The sequence below is a fragment of the Stella humosa genome (assembly GCF_006738645.1).
Classification (GTDB): domain Bacteria; phylum Pseudomonadota; class Alphaproteobacteria; order ATCC43930; family Allostellaceae; genus Allostella; species Allostella humosa.
The window spans coordinates 2,353,824-2,372,194 of the sequence record NZ_AP019700.1 but is presented as its reverse complement, the minus strand read 5'-3'; the positions used below and the strand labels follow the sequence as shown (position 1 = coordinate 2,372,194).

At 70.0% G+C, this 18,371-nt stretch carries 18 protein-coding genes; 7 read left to right on the top strand and 11 right to left on the bottom strand.

Annotated features, from left to right (window positions below; genetic code table 11):
* Positions 1 to 2: 2 nt before the first annotated feature.
* Positions 3 to 845, bottom strand: coding sequence for an STAS domain-containing protein (locus tag STVA_RS11130; RefSeq protein ID WP_123688024.1), 843 nt, complete (start codon positions 843 to 845; stop codon positions 3 to 5).
* 126 nt (positions 846 to 971) lie between these two features.
* Here STVA_RS11130 and STVA_RS11125 point away from each other — a divergent pair, with 126 nt between their 5' ends.
* Positions 972 to 1,769 carry a creatininase family protein gene (locus STVA_RS11125; protein WP_170216290.1) on the top strand — a complete coding sequence of 266 codons (798 nt, stop codon included), beginning with the start codon at positions 972 to 974 and terminating at the stop codon, positions 1,767 to 1,769.
* A gap of 13 nt (positions 1,770 to 1,782) precedes the next feature.
* A complete protein-coding gene (locus STVA_RS11120) occupies positions 1,783 to 3,015 on the top strand; it encodes a Zn-dependent hydrolase (protein ID WP_123688022.1) in 1,233 nt (410 codons plus the stop codon).
* A gap of 3 nt (positions 3,016 to 3,018) precedes the next feature.
* On the opposite strand, the gene fghA is transcribed toward STVA_RS11120, so the two are convergent.
* The 4 genes from fghA to STVA_RS11100 form a co-directional block, all read right to left on the bottom strand.
* On the bottom strand, positions 3,019 to 3,864 hold the full coding sequence (gene fghA, locus STVA_RS11115; protein ID WP_123688021.1) for an S-formylglutathione hydrolase: 846 nt from the start codon (positions 3,862 to 3,864) through the stop codon (positions 3,019 to 3,021).
* A complete protein-coding gene (locus STVA_RS11110; protein ID WP_123688020.1) occupies positions 3,864 to 4,973 on the bottom strand; it encodes an S-(hydroxymethyl)glutathione dehydrogenase/class III alcohol dehydrogenase in 1,110 nt (369 codons plus the stop codon). Before STVA_RS11110 ends, fghA begins: the two co-directional genes overlap by 1 nt.
* Positions 4,974 to 5,065: 92 nt before the next feature.
* A complete protein-coding gene (locus tag STVA_RS11105) occupies positions 5,066 to 6,340 on the bottom strand; it encodes an NAD(P)/FAD-dependent oxidoreductase (RefSeq protein WP_123688776.1) in 1,275 nt (424 codons plus the stop codon).
* 16 nt (positions 6,341 to 6,356) lie between these two features.
* Positions 6,357 to 7,130, bottom strand: coding sequence for a ferredoxin--NADP reductase (locus tag STVA_RS11100; protein WP_123688019.1), 774 nt, complete (start codon positions 7,128 to 7,130; stop codon positions 6,357 to 6,359).
* Between the two features lie 135 nt (positions 7,131 to 7,265).
* Here STVA_RS11100 and STVA_RS27625 point away from each other — a divergent pair, with 135 nt between their 5' ends.
* Both STVA_RS27625 and STVA_RS27620 read left to right on the top strand, forming a co-directional pair.
* Positions 7,266 to 7,811 (top strand): hypothetical protein, encoded by a 546-nt coding sequence (locus STVA_RS27625; RefSeq protein WP_170216289.1) that lies wholly within the window; start codon positions 7,266 to 7,268, stop codon positions 7,809 to 7,811.
* A 101-nt stretch (positions 7,812 to 7,912) separates the two neighbouring features.
* Positions 7,913 to 8,929: a calcium-binding protein gene (locus STVA_RS27620; RefSeq protein ID WP_170216288.1), complete on the top strand. Its 1,017-nt coding sequence runs from the start codon at positions 7,913 to 7,915 to the stop codon at positions 8,927 to 8,929.
* Position 8,930: 1 nt separating this feature from the next.
* On the opposite strand, the gene recQ is transcribed toward STVA_RS27620, so the two are convergent.
* Positions 8,931 to 10,772, bottom strand: a complete 1,842-nt coding sequence (gene recQ, locus STVA_RS11090) for a DNA helicase RecQ (protein ID WP_170216287.1) — start codon at positions 10,770 to 10,772, stop codon at positions 8,931 to 8,933.
* A 108-nt stretch (positions 10,773 to 10,880) separates the two neighbouring features.
* On the opposite strand from recQ, the gene STVA_RS11085 reads away from it, so the two are divergent.
* From STVA_RS11085 to STVA_RS11075, 3 genes are read left to right on the top strand one after another with little or no spacing between them, the layout of a single operon-like run.
* A complete protein-coding gene (locus STVA_RS11085) occupies positions 10,881 to 11,648 on the top strand; it encodes an N-acyl homoserine lactonase family protein (protein WP_170216286.1) in 768 nt (255 codons plus the stop codon).
* A gap of 11 nt (positions 11,649 to 11,659) precedes the next feature.
* A complete protein-coding gene (gene arsC / locus STVA_RS11080) occupies positions 11,660 to 12,007 on the top strand; it encodes an arsenate reductase (glutaredoxin) (RefSeq protein ID WP_123688015.1) in 348 nt (115 codons plus the stop codon).
* A complete protein-coding gene (locus STVA_RS11075) occupies positions 12,004 to 12,615 on the top strand; it encodes a DNA-3-methyladenine glycosylase I (protein ID WP_123688014.1) in 612 nt (203 codons plus the stop codon). Before arsC ends, STVA_RS11075 begins: the two co-directional genes overlap by 4 nt.
* 10 nt (positions 12,616 to 12,625) lie before the next feature.
* On the opposite strand, the gene STVA_RS11070 is transcribed toward STVA_RS11075, so the two are convergent.
* Genes STVA_RS11070 through STVA_RS11050 form a run of 5 tightly spaced genes read right to left on the bottom strand, consistent with a single transcriptional unit; the run spans position 12,626 to position 18,365 of the window.
* Positions 12,626 to 13,855 (bottom strand): aminotransferase class III-fold pyridoxal phosphate-dependent enzyme, encoded by a 1,230-nt coding sequence (locus STVA_RS11070; protein WP_123688013.1) that lies wholly within the window; start codon positions 13,853 to 13,855, stop codon positions 12,626 to 12,628.
* Positions 13,856 to 13,875: 20 nt separating this feature from the next.
* Positions 13,876 to 16,128, bottom strand: coding sequence for a N,N-dimethylformamidase beta subunit family domain-containing protein (locus tag STVA_RS11065; protein ID WP_123688012.1), 2,253 nt, complete (start codon positions 16,126 to 16,128; stop codon positions 13,876 to 13,878).
* A gap of 7 nt (positions 16,129 to 16,135) precedes the next feature.
* On the bottom strand, positions 16,136 to 16,483 hold the full coding sequence (locus STVA_RS11060) for a N,N-dimethylformamidase alpha subunit family protein (protein ID WP_123688011.1): 348 nt from the start codon (positions 16,481 to 16,483) through the stop codon (positions 16,136 to 16,138).
* 28 nt (positions 16,484 to 16,511) lie between these two features.
* On the bottom strand, positions 16,512 to 17,585 hold the full coding sequence (locus STVA_RS11055) for an extracellular solute-binding protein (protein WP_123688010.1): 1,074 nt from the start codon (positions 17,583 to 17,585) through the stop codon (positions 16,512 to 16,514).
* A gap of 30 nt (positions 17,586 to 17,615) precedes the next feature.
* Positions 17,616 to 18,365, bottom strand: a complete 750-nt coding sequence (locus STVA_RS11050) for a GntR family transcriptional regulator (RefSeq protein ID WP_170216285.1) — start codon at positions 18,363 to 18,365, stop codon at positions 17,616 to 17,618.
* Positions 18,366 to 18,371: the final 6 nt, after the last annotated feature.

Below are 18,371 nucleotides of genomic sequence, written 5' to 3'. Positions count from 1 at the left end.
TCTCAAGCCTCCGCGGCGCGGCGCTGCACCACCATCCGGCCGGTCTTGGCCAGCGCATGGGCCAGGGCCTCGGCCAGGGTGGCCTTGGAAACGACGGACAGTTCCACCCCCAGATGCACCATGGTCTGGGCGATCTGCGGGCGGATGCCGCTGATGATGCAATCCGCCCCCATCAGGCGGGCGGCCGCGATGGTCTTCAGCAGGTGCTGCGCCACCAGGGTATCGACGGTCGGGACGCCGGTGATGTCGATGATCGTCATCAAGGCGCTCTGGTCGACGATCGCCTGCAGCAGGTTCTCCATCACCACCTGGGTGCGCGAGCTGTCCAGCGTGCCGATCAGCGGCACGGCCAGGATGCCGTCCCACAGCTTCACGACCGGAGTCGACAGCTCGGCGATCTCCTGCTGCTGGCGGATGATGATCTCTTCGCGCATGCGCACGAACTCGTCCATCACCAGCAGTGACAGGCCGTCGATGAGCTCCGACGCCGACACCACCTCACGCAGGGCGGCAGCAGGCGACTTCACCAGTTCGCGCCCGATCGCCGCGAGCAGCGGCTTCTTCAGCGAATGCAACAGCGAGACCGTCTCGGCGATGGTGAAACCCTGCACGGCCCGGGTCTTGGACATGTCGGCCAGCATGTCCTTCAGGCGGTCGGATGCCGACCCCTCGACGGCAGCCGATTCGCGCAGCGCGTCGAGCAGCGCCCGGCACTGGCTGTCGATCTCGCGCGCGGTCAGTCGACGCTCGCTGCCCGCTTCCGCCAGCCTGCTCTGCCAGTCGCCGAGAATCTCGCTCTGATGGGCTGCGATAATGCCGTCCAGCCCGGAAAGCTGCCTTGCCATCCGTCGACCATCCCGTTGTTCTTATAAGCGCGCCTATTCTGCGCCCTGCGGCAGACTTCCACAACGGTCGCTGGCATGGGAGGCTCGCACATCTTCGCCCTCGCCACCCTTGGAGTTGCCCTGCCGATGACCGTGGAAATCGAATGGCGCCGGCTGCGCGCCGACGAACTGCGCCGCAAGGCCGAGGAGGACGCCATCGTCATCCTGCCGGTTGGATCGATCGAACAGCATGGGCCGCACCTGCCGGTCGAGGTCGACACGATGCTGGGCGAGACGGTGGCGCTGGAAGCCGCCCGCCGGGTCGCCGCCCAGGGCGAGCCGATTTTGGTCCTGCCCATGCTGTGGACCGGCCTGTCGGAACATCACATGAGCTTCGGCGGCACCATCACGCTGGATGATTCGACGTTCCTGGCCGTGCTGCGCTGCATCTGCAAGTCCGTGGTGCGGCACGGCTTCCGGCGGATCGTGCTGCTGAACGGCCATGGCGGCAACGACAACGCCATGCGCGTGGCGGCGGACATGCTGACGCCGGAGCTGGAGGTGCCGATCGTCCAGTTCACCTACTGGTACGCCGCGGCCGAGCCGATCGCCGCCATCCTGGAGACCCAGACCGGCCTGCGCCATGCCTGCGAGGCCGAAACCTCCATGATGATGGCGCTGCGGCCGGACCTGGTCGCCCGCGACCGCATCCCGCTCGCCAAGTCGAACGTCACGCCGGAAGTGTCCGAACTGGTCGGCGGCGGCATGTACCGCTGGCGCACGCTGAGCGCCATGTCGGCATCGGGCGTCGTCGGCAACCCGGAGGCGGCCACGCCGGAAAAAGGCCAGCGCCTGATCGACGGCATCGCCGACGAATTGGCCCGGAAGCTGCTGAACAAGGACTTCTGGACCCTGCCGTTCCTCTCGGAACCGGCGCATCTCTGAGAGGATATCCCGCATGCCGAAGATCGATGGGGCACGCCTGATCGCCGACCTGAAGCGGATGGCCGATTTCGGTCGCTACAAGACCGGCGTCCACCGCCCGACCTTCTCGCCGCAGGACGTCGAATCGCGCCACTGGCTGGCCTCGCGGATGGAGGAAGCCGGGCTGGAGGCGTCGATCGACGGCATCGGCAACGTCATCGGCCGGCGCCCGGGCGACGGCCCGCGCCTGTTGATGGGCTCGCACACCGACACCCAGCCCCAGGGCGGCTGGCTCGACGGCGTCATGGGCGTGCTGTACGGGGTCGAGGTCGCCCGCGCCTTCCGCGACGATCCGGCGCTGGCGGGCGTCGGCGTCGAGGTCGCCTCCTGGGCCGACGAGGAAAGCCACTATATGAGCTTCCTCGGCAGCAAGTCCTTCGTCGGCGAGTTGAGCGAGGCCGACATCGACGCCACCCGCAACCGCGACGACGGCACGCCCTTGCGCGAGGCGCTGGCGCGCTCGGGCTTTGCCGGCCGGCCACGCGCGGCCGTCGACCCGGCCCGCTATGTCGGCTACCTCGAAGCGCATATCGAGCAGGGCGGCTACCTGGAGAGCGAGGCGCGGCGCATTGGCGTAGTCACCTCGATCGTCGGCATCCACGGCTATCGCGTCACCTTCACCGGCGTGCAGAACCATGCCGGGACGACGCCGATGCCGATCCGCAAGGATGCGGGCGTGGCGCTGGTCCGCTTCTGCAACGCGCTCTACGAGCGCTTCGCGGCCGCCAGCGGCCCGCGCTCGGTCTGGACGGTCGGCCGCATCCTGCTGGAGCCGGGGGCGCCGGCCATCATCCCCGGCCGCGCCGAGATGCTGCTGCAGTTCCGCGATGGCGAGCCGGCGACGATGGCGCGCCTCGAAGGCGTGCTGGATCAACTCGTGGCCGAGACCAACCAGTCCGGCCCCTGCCCCGTCGCGGTCGAGGTGCTGTCACGCACGCCGCCCACGATCATGGACGACCGTTTCCAGCAGGCGCTGGCGGCCGCGGCCGAGGTCCACGCGCCCGGCAACTGGATGGCGATGCCGTCGGCCGCCGGCCACGACGCCCAGATCATCGCCCACCGCCTGCCGGCCGGCATGATGTTCGTGCCCTCGATCGGCGGCGTCAGCCACCACTACAGCGAGGACACCGACGAAGCCGACATCGTGCTCGGCTGCCAGGTCTTCGCCGACGCCGCCGCCCGTATCCTGGAGGCGGCGCGGCGATAGCCCCTACCGGCCCAGCACCGCCGCGTGATGGTCGATGTGGTCGTCGATGAAGGTGGAGATGAAGAAGTAACCATGGTCATAGCCGGCATGGCGGCGCAGCGTCAGCTTCTGCCCCGCCTGCCGGCAGGCGGCCTCGAACCGGTCGGGGTGAAGCTGCGTCGCCAGGAACTGGTCGTCCAGGCCCTGGTCCACCAGGATTCCGGACGCCACGCGGCTGCCGGCGGACACCAGCGCGGTTGCGTCATAGGCAGCCCAGCCGGCGCGGTCGGGGCCCAGATAGTTGCCGAAGGCCTTCTCGCCCCACGGGCAGTGCATGGGGGCCGCGATCGGCGCGAAGGCCGACACCGAGCGGAAGCGATCGGGGTTGCGCAGGCCCGCCACCAGCGCGCCGTGCCCGCCCATGGAGTGGCCGAACACCCCTAGCCGCGCCCCGTCGACCGGGAATTCCTGCGCCACCAGTTCGGGCAACTCGCGGGTGACGTAGGAATACATCCGATAGGCGTCGCGCCAGGGCTCGGCCGTGGCATCGACATAGAAGCCGGCACCCTGGCCGAAATCCCACGCCGCATCGTCGCCGGGGAACCGCCGGTCGCGCGGCGAGGTGTCGGGTGCCACCAGCGCGATCCCGGCCTCGGCCGCCCGGCGCAGCGCGCCCGCCTTGATGATGACGGTCTCTTCCGTGCAGGTCAGCCCCGCCAGGTAGAAGAGCGCCGGCACCGGCCCGCGCTCGGCCGCCGGCGGCATATAGACGGCAAAGCGCATCTCCCCGCCGATCTCGGCCGAGGCGTGGGCCAGGTACTGGACCTGGCCGCCGAAGGCGCGGTGGCGGCCGCGGACGGTGACCGCCATCAGAACTCCACCACGCTGCGGATCGACTTGCCTTCATGCATCAGCTCGAAGCCCTCGTTGATGCGCTCCAGCGGCAGCTTGTGGGTGATGAGGTCGTCGATGTTGACGCGGCCGTCCATGTACCAGTCGACGATCTTCGGCACGTCGGTGCGCCCGCGGGCACCGCCGAAGGCCGTGCCCTTCCAGACGCGACCGGTCACGAGCTGGAACGGCCGGGTCATGATCTCCTCGCCGGCCGCGGCCACGCCGATGATGATGCTCTGGCCCCAGCCCTTGTGGGCGCATTCCAGCGCCTGGCGCATCACCTTCACGTTGCCCGTGCAGTCGAAGCTGTAGTCGGCACCGCCGCCGGTCAGCTCCACCAGGTGGGCGACGATGTCGCCCTGCACGTCCTTGGGGTTGACGAAGTGCGTCATGCCGAACTTGGTCGCCAGCGGCACCTTGCCCGGGTTGATGTCGACGCCGACGATCTGCGAGGCGCCCACCATGCGGGCACCCTGGATGACGTTGAGGCCGATGCCGCCCAGGCCGAACACCACGACGGTGGCGCCCGCCTCCACCTTGGCCGTCCAGATGACGGCGCCGATGCCGGTCGTGACGCCGCAGCCGATGTAGCAGACCTTGTCGAAGGGCGCGTCGGAACGGATCTTCGCCAGCGCGATCTCGGGCACCACGATGTGGTTCGAGAAGGTCGACGTGCCCATGTAGTGGTAGAGCGGCTTGCCCTTGTGGCTGAAACGGCTGGTGCCGTCCGGCATCACCCCGCGCCCCTGGGTCAGGCGGATCTTCTGGCAGAGGTTGGTCTTGCGCGAGAGGCAGTAGTCGCACTCGCGGCATTCCGGCGTGTAGAGCGGGATGACATGGTCGCCCGGTTTCAGCGTGGTGACGCCCGGGCCCACCTCCATGACGACGCCGGCACCCTCGTGGCCCAGGATCGACGGGAACAGCCCTTCGGAATCGGCACCCGACAGCGTGTAGTAGTCGGTGTGGCAGATGCCGGTCGCCTTCACCTCGACCAGCACTTCGCCGGCGCGCGGGCCTTCCAGGTCGACCTCGACGATTTCCAGCGGTTTCTTGGCCTCGAAGGCGACGGCGGCGCGGGTCTTCATGTCGCGGGGTGCTCCCGTATCAGGATCGGATTCCGGCGGGAGACTGTCTCATGCGGTCGGGCGCCGCAACCGGCTTGTGGGCGCCAGGTCGATCAGCCGAGCCAGTCCTTGGCCTTCATCCATGCCGAGCCCGCCGCGATGTAGAACGGGCGCAGGGCGTGGAACGGGATCGGCCGCACGGGCGCCAGGGCCAGCGGCAGTTCGCCCAGCGGCCGCCCGGTCAGCGCCTCGGCCAACGGCGCGCCCAGGGCCGAGCAGAGGGCAACACCCTTGCCGTTGCAGCCGATCGCGGCCAGAAGGCCCGGCGCCAGTTCGTGCACGCGCGGCAGACGGTCGGGCGTGATCGCCACCTGCCCGCCCCAGCAATGCGCGATCGGCTGCTCGGCCAGCCACGGGTAGAGCCGGCGCACCATGCGCCGTTGCAGCCCGAACGAGCCCGGACCGCGCGGCCCGCCCAGCCGTCCCTTGCCGCCGATCACCAGGCGGCCGTCGCGATCCAGCCGGAAGTAGCGCAGCACCTCGCGCGTGTCCGACGCCGCATGGCGGCCCGGCAGGACGCGGGCGCGGTCGGCGGGCGACAGCGGCGTGGTCGCGACCTGGAAGCTCCATACCGGCAGCAGCGACCGGCGCAGCGCCGGCCACAGGTCGCCGCCCAGAGCGTTGGTCGCCAGCAGGACGCGGCCGGCCGTCACGGACCCCGCCGGCGTCGCGACCCGCCAGCGCCCGCGAACCGGCGCCAGCGACAAGGCCGGCGACCGGCCATGGATCCGGGCGCCTGCCGCCATCGCGGCGCGCGCCAGGCCGCGGGCATAGGAGAGGGGCTGCACCGTCCCGCCGCCCTCATGGACCCAGCCACCGAGATAGGCCGGGCTGCCCAGGGCTGCCGCCATCTCGTCCCGCTCCAGCAGGCGGACGGGGTGCCCCATGCGCTGCCACTGCCCCACCCGGCGGCGCGAGGCCTCGATCGACGTCGGCTTGTCGGCCGGCTGAAGCCAGCCGCTGCGCGTGGCGTCGCAGGCGATGCCATGACGCTGGATGAGGGCGAAAGCCGCATCCGCGGTGCCGAGGCCAAACTCGTAGAGGCGCCGGCCCAGGGCCGGGCCGAACGCATGTTCCAACTCGTCGGGAAAGTGGCGGATGCCGGGAATCACCTGTCCACCGTTGCGGCCGGACGCGCCCGACCCCGGCTCCAGCGCTTCCAGGACCACGACCGATGCGCCGCCCGCGGCCAGGGCGAGCGCCGTCGACAGGCCGGTATAGCCGCCGCCGACGATCGCCACGTCCGCCTCGACCTCACGGGCCAGCGGCGGGCAGGCCGGGGCCGGCTCCGCCGTCGCCTGCCACAGGCTGGCGCCACCGCGTTCCATGCCCTGGTCCACGGTCCTACTGCTCGACGAACGCCTTCTCGATCACATAGTGGCCGGCCTTGGCCTGGCTCCCTTCCTCGAAGCCGCGCTCTTCCAGGAGCGCCTTGGCGTCGCGCAGCATCGACGGGCTGCCGCACAGCATCAGGCGGTCATCCTCGGGGTTCAGCGGCGGCAGCCCGACATCGGTGAAGATGCGGCCCTCGCGGATCAGGTCGGTGATGCGGCCCTGGGTGTGGAAGGGCTCGCGCGTCACGGTCGGGTAATAGATCAGCTTGCGCCGCACCTCTTCGCCGATCAGTTCGTTCTCGGGCAGCTCGCGGGTGATGAGGTCGCGATAGGCAAGCTCGGCCGTGACCCGGCAGGTGTGGGTCAGGATCACCTTGTCGAAGCGCTCATAGACCTCGGGATCGCGGATGAGGCTGAGGAATGGGGCCAGGCCCGTGCCGGTGCCGAGCAGATAGAGGTGGCGGCCGGGCTTCAGGTTGTCGAGCAGCAGGGTGCCGACCGGCTTGCGGCCGACCAGGATGGTGTCGCCCTCCTTCAGGTGCTGCAGGCGCGAGGTCAGCGGCCCGTCCTGCACCTTGATGCTGAAGAACTCCAGCGTGTCGTCGTAATAGGCGCTGGCCATGCTGTACGCGCGCAGCAGCGGCTTGCCGGCCACCTCCAGCCCGATCATGACGAACTGCCCGCTCTGGAAGCGGAAGGACGGATCACGAGTGGCCTTGAAGCTGAACAGGCTGTCGGTCCAGTGGTGCACCGACAGGACGCGTTCCTGACGCAGGTTGCTCATGGCGGGGATGGCTCGCTCGGAGTGGATGGCCCGGATCGCCACTACATGGCGTCGCTTTCCGCTTTTTGCTGCGAATGATTTGCACTATCAATAAAGCCATACCCGTTCGCGGCAATTGGTCGCAAGGAGGCAGCTTTGCAGCGTCGAAATCAGGCCGAATCCACCGTCGTCTCGCTGGCCGACCGTCGCCCCGGTCCGGGATACGAATCCGATGGGCCGGTCGAGGCATTGACGCCGGGCGAGCTGCTGCCGCTGTCGTCGCTGCGCCTGTGGGCCGCCCCCTACCGCGACCCGCAAGGCAGCCACGTCGACTGGCGCGAGGGCCTGATGCTGGCCGACCTCGATCACGAGGCAATCGGCGACTTCGGCGCCTTCATGGGCATCGTCCTGACGGCGGCCGAGCGGGCGCTCGATGTCCGTTGCGCCAAGTGCGCCCGTCTCAGCCCGGACGAGGCGACGTTCCTGCAATGCATCGGCCAGTTGCAGCGCCAGCGACCCTTGGCGGCAACGCTGCTGCTGGGGCGCTGGATGCCCCATGCCGCGGTCCGCATCGGCCTGCGCCACCTGGGTGGCTTCGCGCGCGCAGCGGCCGATGCCGGCCTGTGGATCCCCTCCATCCGGCTGGAGACGCGGCGCGACGAGACAGCCTGCGTCGACCCGGGCCTGGCGCGCATCCACTGACGGGCTATTTCGCCGGCCCGCAATCCGCCCTGCTTGTGACGACCCCTGGTTCGGTCTACCGATTGGCATCGCCGTCGATCGGCGTCGGGGGGGAAGCAAACATGGGACAACTAACGGCCTTCACGGATCCGCTGGGTGCGGCGGGCCACGGCCTGCAGGCACTCGACCACGGCTCGGTCCTGGTTTCGGGAACCGCCACCCAGGCGGTGCTCCAAGTGTCGGACGGTACGACCTTGACCGCGCTGGGCACCGGCTTCCGCTATTCCGAGGACGGGCGCCTGATCGGCGGCACGCTGCATGATTTCGACTTTAACCTGGGCGACCTGCCCGAGGTCCACGCGACGGGCTTCGACCTCAGCATCGGCGCCGTGCTGGGCTATCTTTCCGATCACCGCCTGGATCACCTCCAGGCCTATGTCTTCCATGGCGACGACACGATCGACGGTTCCGAAGGCGGCGACCTGGCCCTCGGCCTCGACGGTATCGACCGCATGTACGGCAATGGCGGCGCCGACACGCTGCTCGGCAATGCCGAGAACGACCGGATCGACGGCGATGCCGGCAACGACGTGCTGCTGGGCGGCAAGGGCGACGACGACATCCGCGGCGGCACTGGCGACGACATGCTGTGGGGCAATCTCGGCCGCGACACCATCCGCGGCGGCGAGGGCAACGACACCATCTTCGGCGGCAAGGAATACGACGTCATCGACGGCGGCGACGGCGACGACCTCATCTACAGCGACCAGGGCGGGGACGACATCTGGACCGGGGCCGGCAACGACACCGTCCATGTCGAGGGGGCCGACCAGGACTGGGTGTTCTTCCAGTCGGGCAGCGGCCTCGACCGCATCGACGGCTTCGATGCCCCGTCCGGCGATCTGATCCTGCTGGAACGGCGACTGAACAACACCGACATCGTCGACTTCGCCTCGCTGGTCGAGCGCATCGTCGATGACGGCTTCGGCAATGCGATCGTCAACCTGGGCGGTGGCAACATCCTGCGCCTGACCGACGTCGACGCCCATCTGGTCGACGAGCGCTACTTCGCCTTCTTCGACCCCGGCGAGTACGCGCCGCCGGCATCGGGCCTGCTGCTGGGCGCGGCTGCCGCCTGAGCTACCGGAAGCGCGCCACCACTTCCAGGAAGCGGTCGCCGTAGCGCGCGACCTTGGCCTCGCCGACGCCGTGCACCTGGCGCATGGCGTCGGCATTGGCCGGCCGGCGGGCCGCCATGTCGAGCAGCGTTCGGTCGGCGAAGACGACATAGGCCGGCACGCCCTGCGTCTTGGCCAGTTCGGTGCGGAGCGCCTTGAGCGCCGCCAGTAGGCCCGCATCCTCGGGTGCCGCGGCGGCGGCGGGCGGCGCCTTGCCCTTCACCTTGGGCCCGGCGGTCATCACGTCGCGACGGATCTCGATCCGCTCCTCGCCGCGCAGCACCCGGCGGCCGCGGTCGGTGACGGTCCAGCGGCCATGCTGGACGATGTCGATCTGGATCAGGCCGGCGGCATAGATCTGCCGGAAGATCGAGCGCCAGCCATTGGCGTCACGCTCCTTGCCGACGCCATAGGTCGGCAGGCGGTCATGGCCGAAGCGGCGGATCGCCTCCGTGTCGGCCCCGGTCAGGATCTGCACCAGATGCTCGGTGCCGAAGCGCTCGCCCGTGCGCAGGATGGCCGACATGGCCTTCTGCGCCTCTATGGTGCCGTCGAATGTCTCGACGCCTTGCAGGCACAGGTCGCAATGCCCGCACGGCTCGGTCGTCTCGCCGAAATAGGCCAGCAGCGTCTGGCGGCGGCAGCGCGGCGCCTCGCACAACGCGACCAGCGCGTTGAACCGCTGCCGCTCGACCCGCTTCTGCGCCTCCGACGCGTCGCTCTCCTCGATCTGCACCCGGCGCAGGCGCATGTCGTCCAGGCCATAGAGCGTCAGCGTGTCGGCCGGCAGCCCGTCGCGGCCGGCGCGGCCGATCTCCTGGTAGTAGGCCTCGACTGACTTCGGCAGGTCGGCATGGGCGACGTAGCGCACATCCGGCTTGTCGATGCCCATGCCGAAGGCGACGGTGGCGACGACGACGATGCCGTCCTCGGCCTGGAAGGTGTCCTGCACCTCGTCGCGCCGCTCCTTCTCCAGGCCGGCATGGTAGGCCAGCGCCCGGTGCCCCTGCCCGCGCAGGTATTCCGCCAGTTCCTCGGTCTTCTTGCGCGAGGAGCAGTAGACGATGCCGTTGGCACCCGTCCGCTGGGCAACGAAGGCCGCCACCTGGTTGCGCGCGCTGCCCTTGGGCTGCATCGCCAGGAACAGGTTCGGCCGGTCGAACCCCTGGACGAAGACCTCCGGCTCGACCTCGAACAGGCGGGCGACGATGTCGGCGCGGGTGGCGGCGTCGGCGGTGGCGGTGAGTGCGATAGTCTGCACCCCGCCGAGGGCCGCCCGCACCTGCCCCAGGGCCAGGTACTCCGGCCGGAAGTCATGGCCCCACTGCGAGACGCAATGGGCCTCGTCGATCGCCAGCAGCGACGGGCGGCAGTCGCGCAGCATGGCGACGGTGTCCTCGCGCACCAGGCGCTCGGGTGCTGCATAGACCAGCCGCAGCGTGCCGTCCCGCAAGGCCCCCCAGACGCGCCGGTTCTCGTCGGCATCGTTGGCCGAGTTCAGGCTGCCGGCGGCCACGCCATAATCGCGCATCTGCCGCACCTGGTCGCGCATCAGCGCGATCAGCGGCGACACCACCACCACCGGGCCGTCGCGCATCAGGGCCGGAAGCTGGTAGCACAGCGACTTGCCGCTGCCGGTCGGCATCACTGCCAGCACGTCGCGGCCGGCCAGCACGGCGTCGACCACCGCCTCCTGCCCCGGCTTGAAGGCATCGAAACCGAAGACGGTCTTGAGCGCGGTGCGCGCCGAACTGTGGGCGGCCGTCGCGGCGACGGCAGGCTGGGCGGCATGGCGAATCGACATGGCGGCCATAAGACCTGGATTCGCCGGCCACGGGTAGCATCGCCGTCGACGCATGCCCGCGACGCGTGGCATCCTCGCCGCCTTCCCGCCTGCCCCGGAGTGCCGCCCATGACCGTCCGCCTGTTCGCCCTCACCTGCGGCCGCCTCGAAGTCGACATGGCGGCGATGATGGAAGGCTCGTCGGGGCGCGAGATGGTGCCGGTGCCGACCTTCCTGATCGAGCACCCCAAGGGCAGCGTCCTCTACGACACCGGCATGCATCCTCTGCTGCAGACCGATCCCGCCGCCTGGCTGGGGCCGGAGAAGGCAGCCCGCTTCGGCTACGACTTCAAGCCGGGCGAGGAGGTGAGCGGCCGCCTGGCCGAAATCGGGCGCGATCCGGCCGGCATCGACCATGTCGTCACCTCGCACCTGCATTTCGACCATTCGGGCGGCAACGGCCTGATCCCCAATGCCGAACTGATCATCCAGCAGGCGGAATGGGACTATGGCAGCGACCCGGAGCGTGGCGCCAGGTATGGGCTCGACCATCGCGATCTGGAACTGGGCCACCCGATCCGCAAGATAGACGGGGAACTGGACCTGTTCGGCGACGGTCGCGTCGTCTGCATCCCGACCCCCGGCCACACGCCGGGCCACCAGTCCCTGAAGGTCCGCCTGGACGGCGGCGAGGTCGTGATCGCGGGGGACTCCTGTTATTTCTGCCGGACCCTGCGCGAACGCCGGCTGCCGGCCCGCGTCTTCGACCGCGAGATGATGCACGCCTCGCTGGACCGACTGGCGGCCCTCGAACAGGGTGGCGCGCGAATCCTCTTCGGCCACGATGCCGAATTCTGGAAGAGCGTGCCGCAGGCGCCAGCCGAGATCGCATTCTGAGGAGCCCGGAGATGGCGACGATCTATCACAACCCCGCCTGCAGCACCTCGCGCAAGGTGCTGGCGGCGCTGCGCGAGGCCGGGGTCGAGCCGAAGGTGGTCGAGTATCTGAAGACCCCGCCCGACCGCAAGACGCTGGCCGACCTGATCACCCGCGCCGGCCTGACGCCGCGCACGGCCATGCGCACCAAGGGCGCGCTGTGGCAGGAGTTGGGGCTCGACCGGCCCGGCACGACGGACGACGCCATCCTCGATGCCATGCAGGCCCACCCGGTCCTGATCGAGCGCCCGATCGTCGCCACGGCCAAGGGCGTCCGCCTGTGCCGCCCGCCGGAAAAGCTGGCGGAGATCCTGGGGTGAGCACCACGATCCCCGGTCCGGACGGGCGCCCGCGCTGCCGCTGGTGTGCCGCCGCGCCCGAGTTCTTCGCCTACCACGACCACGAATGGGGGTTCCCGGTCGGCGACGACCGCCGCCTGTTCGAGAAGCTGTGCCTGGAGGGTTTCCAGTCCGGCCTGAGCTGGCGCACCATCCTGGCCAAGCGCGAGAATTTTCGTGCGGCCTTCGCGGGCTTCGACTTCGCCCATGTCGCGGTGTTCACCGAGGCCGATGTCGCGCGGCTGTTGCAGGACGAAGGCATCGTGCGCCATCGCGGCAAGATCCAGGCGACGATCAACAATGCGGCCCGCGCGCTCGAACTGGTCGCCAAGGAAGGGTCGCTGGCGGCCTACATCTGGGGCTTCGAGCCGGCGGCGGCCGACCTGGCCGCGCCGCAGAGCGCCACGACCTCGGCCGCATCGGTCGCGCTATCCAAGGACCTGAAGAAGCGCGGCTGGTCCTTCGTCGGCCCGACCACGGTCTTTGCCTTCATGCAGGCCATGGGGCTGATCAACGACCACGCCGAAGGCTGCGCCATCCGCGCGGAAGCGGCCACAGCCCGGGCGGCATTCCGCCGCCCGATGCGATAGGCGGGTAGGCTCAGCCCGCCTGGCGCACCGCAGCGAAGCCGGCGGCAGCCGCCGCCAGCACCCGGTCGATGTCGGCCGCGGTGTGGGCGGCCGACAGGAACATGTTGTGGCGCGGGTGGAGATAGGCGCCGTGGCGGATCGCCGTGGCGCAGAAGAGCTCGCCGCGCACGAAATCCGGGTCGTCGTCGAACAGCACCATCGGCATCTGCACCGGGCCGGTCTGGCGCAAGCCGATGCCGTTGTCGGCGGCCAGGCCTGCCAGCCCGTCGCGCAGGCGCTGGCCCATGGCCGTCATGCGGGCGATCGCCCCCTCCTCCTCCATCGCCTCCAGCGTCGCCAGCGATGCCGCCATCGAGGATGCCTCGCACCAGAAGGAGCCGGTGACGAAGACCGACGCGGCCGCCTCGCGGAAGCGGTCGTTGCCGGTTACTGCGGCCAGCGGATGGCCGTTGGCGATGGCCTTGCTCCAGGAAGACAGGTCGGGGCGCACGCCCAGCGGCTCCCAGCTACCGCCGGCATGGATGCGGAAGCCGGCGCGCACGTCGTCGAGGATGAGGGCAGCCCCCGTCGCGTCGCAGATCGCGCGCACGCGGGCGGCGAATTCGGGCGTCGGCAGTTCCTGGTCGCGGGCCAGGTCGTGGCGGAAGGCGGCCACGATGATGGCGGCCAGGTCACCCTCTGCCTGGTCGGCGGCGGCCTCCAGGCTGGCGATATCGTTGTAGTCGAAATGGACGATATGGGCGCGGTCCTCGGCCGTCACGCCCACCAGCGAGGGCGAGCACCAGGGTGCGGACCCGTGATAGGAGCCGCGCGCGGCCAGCACCTTGCGCCGCCGGGTGCCGGCGCGCGCGATGGTGACGCAGCTCGTGGTGGCATCGCCGCCATTCTTCTGGAACATCGCCCAGTCGGCGTGCGCCACCGTCGCCACCAGCTTCTCGGCCAGTTCGACCATGACGGCGCCGGGGCCGTTCATGCAGCTTCCCGCGGTCGCCTGGCGGCGCACCGCCGCCTCCACCTTGGGATGGTGGTGGCCCAGGACGATCGGGCCCCAACTGCACATCAGGTCGACATATTCGTTGCCGTCGACATCCCACAGGTGGCAGCCCTCGGACCGGGCGAAGAACTGCGGATAGCCCTCCGGCAGGCGGGCGGCGTTGAGGTGGCCCCACATGCCACCCGGCACCACGCGGGCGGCGCGCTGGCGCAGGGCGGTATCGACGGAATTCGGCAGGCTCGGCATGACGGGTTCTCCGGGCAGGGCTAGAAGCCCGCGAACGGGGCCGGGTCAAGGAACCGGCGCAGGACGTTCTCGGTGATGCGCGACACGTTGTTGGCATAGCCCTTGGGCGACAAGGCACAGGCCCAGGCGATCGAACCGGTGGCGAACACACCGCCGCCCGCCGCCGTCGGGAAGAAGATCATGTCGGCGCGGACATTGGCGTTCTGCTCGCCATCGAGGCCGCGATGGGCGGTGCGGAACTCCTCCGGCGAGGGCAGGCCGCCATAGCCGATGCGGTCGGCCGTCGCCACGCGAAGCAGGTGCGGCGGCGAGCCCAGGGTCGGGTCGGCACGGTCGATCTCCAGCCCCGCCGCTCCCCCGTTGCGCAGGCCGAAATCGCCGATGCGCTCGTCCGCCCCGATACCCTCGAACATGAACGCGACGCGCGGGTCGTGGCTCGCGGGCAGGCGCCGATAGAAGGCGGAGCGGTCGAAGACCTGGGCATCGAAGCCGACGCCCACCAGGCGCTGCGGCGCCCGCCCGCTGGTCCGCCACAGGCCGGCGAACTCGCCCGTATAGGAGTGGTAGGCCTCGCCCGGCTCCCCTTCCCAGGTGCGCACGCCGCTGACGTCGCGCCGCACCTCGATCGAGGCCGGCATCGCCGGGTTCCACGAGATGCGCCAGTAAAAGCCGTTGCCGCCCAGATACATGTGCCGGCCGCCACCGCGCTGATAGGCGTCGAAGGCGTCCCACATCTCGCGCGAATAGTATTCCGGATGGGTCCCGGTGATGACGCAGCGATACTGCGCCAGCAGGGCCGCCCCCTCGCGGTGGATGTCGTCGTCGGCGATGATGTCGTACTCGAAGCCCTTCTCCTCGAGCCAGTCGAGGACATGGGTGTCGTTCACATAGTTGAAGCTGTTGGCCCGCGGCCGCATGTTGAGGATCGGCCGCAGGGCGGTCGAATAGATCCAGCCGCTGCCGTCGGCATGGGTGTCGTAGGTCGACAGGCCCAGTTCGCGATGCTCGGCGATGTAGCAGTCGTCGGGCGAGAGCTGGATCAGCCCTTCGAGCATGGATTCCGCGTGGCTCTGGTCGAGCCGCAGCGCGCTGTTGGCATAGGCGAGGAACGTCGCCGTCGAGGCCACGAACGCGACCGGCGCCTTGGCCTGGCCCAGCGGCGCGCGGACGAAGAAGCCGACGAAGCTCTCGACCGGGTCGCCGTCGGGCCGCGTGCCCGTCAGCTTCAGGGCGTAGAATCCGCTCGGCCAGTCGGTCGGCACGTCGAGCGCGAAATCGGGCTGCCAGCCGGCATCGGCCATGTCGTCGTCGTGGAAATGGACGGCGCCATACTGCTCGGGCATGGCCTGCCAGGACATGACCGTGCCGTCCCAGTTGGCGCCGGTGACGCCGCGCGCCGGCAGGTTGTAGAGGCGCCCGTCCAGGCGGTTGGCGGCACGGTCGCAGACCAGGTCGCTGCCGATGCCGCGCGACAGGTCCCAGGCGCCGACCAGCAGCGGGTCGCCCGCGCGCGGCACCACCGCCTCGCACAGGGCGCGAAGCTGGTCGCCCGACAGGGCAGCACCATAGAGCCGCGGGCGGTCGATCTTGCCGTTGAAGTGGGCGGCCGCGACCGGCCGGTCGCCGTCCCACCCCGTCCAACGCGCGGCCAACGTCAGCGGCGTCGCCGCCGGCCAGGCCAGGCCACCGGGCGCCGAAGCGCCGTTGGAGCAGGAACAGTCGCGTCCGGCCTGCGGGTCGAGGCTCGCCTGCTCCAGCAGCAGGGCGCCGCCCTCGTCGTAGCTGGCCGCGACGAAAACCCACTCGCGCTCCAGCACTGGCTTGGTGGACCTCACCTCCGCCGTACGCCCGTCGCGGGCCTGCACGACCAGGCGCAGGCAGGCGTCGGCCATCATCTCCAGCCGCCAGCCCTCGCCGGTCGCCCCCACGCGGGCTGCCACCGTCTGCGTCGCGCCCTTGGCCGGCCAGGTTGGCCACAGGAAGCAGGCGAAGGAGAAGCTGCCGAGTTGCGGCAGCGGCATGCGATCGGGGATCAGCGCGAACGAGCCGGGGCGGATCGGCTGGAAGTGGACCGGCCGTCGGCCGTCGATCGCCGACCCCATGGCGCGCAGGCGCAGGCCCGGCCCGGCCGGGTCCGGGTCGCCGCAGCGCACGCGCACGACCTCGACCCCGACCTCGGTCAGGCTGGCGCTGGACAGGTGGAACTGGATGCGTTCGCCGGGCGAGGCGACGATCGGCGCGGCATAGCCCAGGACGGAATTGGTGTCGACCATGGCGCCCTCAGCTCCCGCTCACGGAATCGGCCTCGATCGCGCGGCCGGTGATCGCCTGCCAGCGCAGCTTGAAGACGTGCCATTCGGCCTCGGCCGGGTTGTCGAAGGTCTGGTTGCGGAACAACTCCACCGGGTCGCCGCGGCGCTCGGGCAGGCGCCCCAGCACCCAGCGGCGGCCGGGCTCGACGGTGACGAGAACGAACCGGCCGCCCTCGCCCGACCAGCGCATCCGATGCAGCACCTTGCGCAGCGTGTCGCTGTGCGGGCCCTTCGGGTTGCGCCGGAACTCCTCGACGAGATCGACCCGGTCGGGGTCGATCTCGAAGTGCGCGGCGGCCGGATCGTTCACCAGCATGGCGTTTCGTCCCTCTCGGCTCTGGCTCTTACTTGGTCACCCAGGTGGTCCAGCGCTCGCGGAGCTGGTCGCGGTTGGCCGCGATCCACTCATAGTCCGCGATGACGAGCTGCGACCAGTTATCGGGCCAGGACGGGCGGAAGCGCCGCTCCTCGGCCGGGATCATCGAGGCCGCCTCGCGGTTGTTGCTGTCGAAGCTGACCTTGGCGCTGAACGGCACGTGCTCGGCCGGGCCCTTCACGAAGAACTCCAGGAAGGCGATGGCATTCTTGGTGTTCGGGCCGTTCTTCAGCACCGCCCAGTTGCCGACATCGCGGATGGCGCCGTTCCAGGTGAAGTTGAAGTCACCCGACTTGGCCAGCGGCACCGAGCGGCTGGAATAGGCCATGGTCATGACGGCGTCGCCGCCGCGCATTATCTGCATGATGTTGTCGCCGCTCTTCCACCAGGCGGCGACGTGCGGCTTGATGGTGTCGAGCTTCTTGTAGGCGCGGTCGACGTCCAGCGGGAACAGCTTGTCCACCGGCACGCCGTCGGCGATCAGCGCCATCGTCGGCACCCACCACTCGCGGTCGCCGGTATCGGGCAGCGCGCGCGGGCCGGGAAAGTTCTTCACGTCGAAGAAATCGGCCCAGCTCTTGGGCTCCTTGCCCGCCGGGAAGGCCTTGGTGCTCCAGACCAGCGTCATGCCGCCGGCGGTGCGCATCAGGCCGTTGGGAAAGCAGGAGTTCGGCAGGCCGTTGGCCTTCACCGATTCCATCCCGGCACAGTCGAGCGGCTCCAGGATATCCTTGCGCTGCACCATGTCGGGCGGCGTCGCCGTGACGATGTCGAAGGGCACGTTGCCACTGCGCGAACCCGCCACCGCGCGCGCCCACTGGTCGGGCAGCTCGATCGGCACCGAGCGGACGCGGATGCCGGTCTCGGCTTCGAACCGCTTGTAGAAATGCTCCTGCAGGCTCTTTTCCATCAGCCCGCCGGTGGTGGCGATGATGACGTCGCCCTTCTGGGCGGCGGCCGGCATCGCCAGCCCCACGATCGCCGGGCCCGCCATCGCCATCACGGCCGCGCCGGCCAGCACACTGCGCCTAGAGATCCCCATCTTGCCCTCCTCCTGTTCGTTCGATCGCGATCACGCCGGCGCCCCGGCCTTCGCATCCCCGCCTTCCAGCAGGGCGATCCGGCCCGCCTCCATGTCCTCCAGCAGCGCCACCAGCCGGATGCCGCCCTCGATCGTATCGGCCCGGATGGCATCGCGCACCCCTGCCGCGTCACGCCGCGCGAGCGCGTCCAGCACTTCCAGGTGCTGGTGCCGGCCGGCATAGGTCGGCATGGCATGGGGGTAGAGGTAGTTGAGCAGCGGCCCGTTGCGCAGCCACAGGCCCTCCAGCAACGTCAGCAGCTCCGGCATGGCGGCCGCGCGATAGAGACGGTGGTGGAAGCGCCAATTGGCGCGGATCGCGTCCCGCCACGCGCCCGCCCGTTCGGCTGCGATCAGGTCTTCATGCACGGCGGCCAGCTCGGCCATGCCGGCCGTGTCGATGCGCAGTGCCGCCGTCTCGGCCGCCAGCCCCTCCAGCATCAGCCGGATGGTCCGCAGCTCCAGGTACTGGGCCAGCGACAGCCGGGCGACGGTGATCGAGCGGCCGGCATGCATCTCCAGCCCGCGTTCGCGCACGAGTTGCATCAGCGCCTCGCGCACCGGCGTCTCCGACACCCGCATGGTGGCGGCCAGCTCGCGGATCTTGAGGCGGTGGCCGGGCCAGAACCGCCCCTCCATCAGGGCTGTCCGCAGCTCGCCATAGACCCGCGCGGTCAGGCTCTCGCGCTCCAGCGGGCCGAAGCTCTCCTCCATCGCCGGTGCCGGGACGGGCTGCTTCATCGTGCG

Coding starts and splice junctions, on each gene's coding strand:
- STVA_RS11110 (WP_123688020.1), bottom strand. CDS start 4,973: ATGAAGACCCGCGCCGCCGTCGCCTTCGAGGCCAAGAAACCGCTGGAA.
- STVA_RS11060 (WP_123688011.1), bottom strand. CDS start 16,483: ATGCTGGTGAACGATCCGGCCGCCGCGCACTTCGAGATCGACCCCGAC.
- STVA_RS11120 (WP_123688022.1), top strand. CDS start 1,783: ATGCCGAAGATCGATGGGGCACGCCTGATCGCCGACCTGAAGCGGATG.
- STVA_RS11125 (WP_170216290.1), top strand. CDS start 972: ATGACCGTGGAAATCGAATGGCGCCGGCTGCGCGCCGACGAACTGCGC.
- STVA_RS11055 (WP_123688010.1), bottom strand. CDS start 17,585: ATGGGGATCTCTAGGCGCAGTGTGCTGGCCGGCGCGGCCGTGATGGCG.
- STVA_RS11130 (WP_123688024.1), bottom strand. CDS start 845: ATGGCAAGGCAGCTTTCCGGGCTGGACGGCATTATCGCAGCCCATCAG.
- STVA_RS11105 (WP_123688776.1), bottom strand. CDS start 6,340: ATGGAACGCGGTGGCGCCAGCCTGTGGCAGGCGACGGCGGAGCCGGCC.
- recQ (WP_170216287.1), bottom strand. CDS start 10,772: ATGTCGATTCGCCATGCCGCCCAGCCTGCCGTCGCCGCGACGGCCGCC.
- STVA_RS11070 (WP_123688013.1), bottom strand. CDS start 13,855: ATGCCGAGCCTGCCGAATTCCGTCGATACCGCCCTGCGCCAGCGCGCC.
- STVA_RS11050 (WP_170216285.1), bottom strand. CDS start 18,365: ATGAAGCAGCCCGTCCCGGCACCGGCGATGGAGGAGAGCTTCGGCCCG.
- STVA_RS11085 (WP_170216286.1), top strand. CDS start 10,881: ATGACCGTCCGCCTGTTCGCCCTCACCTGCGGCCGCCTCGAAGTCGAC.
- arsC (WP_123688015.1), top strand. CDS start 11,660: ATGGCGACGATCTATCACAACCCCGCCTGCAGCACCTCGCGCAAGGTG.
- fghA (WP_123688021.1), bottom strand. CDS start 3,864: ATGGCGGTCACCGTCCGCGGCCGCCACCGCGCCTTCGGCGGCCAGGTC.
- STVA_RS11100 (WP_123688019.1), bottom strand. CDS start 7,130: ATGAGCAACCTGCGTCAGGAACGCGTCCTGTCGGTGCACCACTGGACC.
- STVA_RS11065 (WP_123688012.1), bottom strand. CDS start 16,128: ATGGTCGACACCAATTCCGTCCTGGGCTATGCCGCGCCGATCGTCGCC.
- STVA_RS27620 (WP_170216288.1), top strand. CDS start 7,913: ATGGGACAACTAACGGCCTTCACGGATCCGCTGGGTGCGGCGGGCCAC.